The organism is Paenibacillus radicis (ex Xue et al. 2023) (genome assembly GCF_024722015.1).
In the GTDB taxonomy this organism is placed as follows: domain Bacteria; phylum Bacillota; class Bacilli; order Paenibacillales; family NBRC-103111; genus Paenibacillus_S.
Window position 1 is genome coordinate 1 of record NZ_JANQBD010000077.1, and the last position, 1,138, is coordinate 1,138.

Here is a 1,138-nt window from a genome sequence, read left to right on the forward strand (position 1 = left end):
TATATAAAACGCACTTAACATTATAACTGAATAAGTAACCGATCGATGGTATCCTGAGGATACTTGTTGATTCTATTCATAAACGCTGTGACATGGAGTCGAATGCGATAAAATTTGTTGAAAAACACGTTGTTGATGACATCACTTTTCAGCCATTTCCATACACCTTCCATCAAGTTGAGTTCAGGACTGTACGGTGGAAGAAAAACAAGCTTCAATCGTGGGTGTTCGTGTAGAAAGGATTGTAAGTCCGCTGCATGATGGATACGACTGTTGTCCAGAATCATGACAATCTTTCCGTCAGAATAAACGTCCAACAGTTGGGTGAGGAAACGAATCCAAGCAGTTAGATCTGCTTTTTCTTCTTCGCGATGGTGGACCTGTCCTGTCTCATAGTTAATGGCACCGAACAACTTGGCACCTTCGTGTCGGCCATAGGTTTTGACCTTGCGCTGCTGACCTTTAGGAAACCAACTGTATTGCAAAGCTTGATACGCCCGAATCATAGATTCATCTTCAAACAACAGATGATCGATCGTACCGTCCTCCAACTGCCGTTTCAATTCCGGGAATGTCACGTCTTTAAAAGCAGCTTGGGCTTCTGGGTCCGCTTTAGCTAACGTATAGGTTGCCTTGGTAAAACTGAACCCAAGTCGCTTCAACATTTTACTGACGCCGCGAACACTGTATTCGACACCAAACTCCTGTTTGATCCAGGCCGCGATTAGCGGCAGGGTCCAGGTGTAACGTGCCTCAAAGCCAACATCTGCAGGTTGCTTATGAATCAATAAATACGCCAACTGTTCGTGTTGTTCTTCATTCAAAAAACACGGTTTTCCTGGCGAATGTTTCAGGGGAAGGCCATCAATCCCCTTTTCCTGGTAGCTATGCCAGTAGATGCTGATGGTTTGGCGTACGAGTCTAAGAAGATGACTAATTTCAGTAAAAGTGTATCCTTCCAAGTGCAGACGTACAGCTAAATAACGTTCGTAAAGTCTTTTGTCATGCGTTTCCTTCATCAATTGATTAAGTTTTCCGATTTCTTGTGTATTCATTTTTAATGCCACCTTTGGGTTGGTTTTACTATTTATTTACCCATTTGATGGCAAAGTGAGGATTGTAAGTGCGTTTTATATAG

The 1,138-nt window shown here is 42.7% G+C and carries 1 protein-coding gene; it reads right to left on the reverse strand.

The features are described from left to right. Positions 1-20: 20 nt before the first annotated feature. On the reverse strand, positions 21-1,055 hold the full coding sequence (locus NV381_RS38120) for an IS630 family transposase (protein WP_258218461.1): 1,035 nt from the start codon (positions 1,053-1,055) through the stop codon (positions 21-23). Between the last annotated feature and the right edge of the window lie 83 nt (positions 1,056-1,138).

Excerpts from the sequence above, each read along its gene's own strand:
- NV381_RS38120 (WP_258218461.1), bottom strand. The coding sequence starts at position 1,055 with ATGAATACACAAGAAATCGGAAAACTTAATCAATTGATGAAGGAAACG.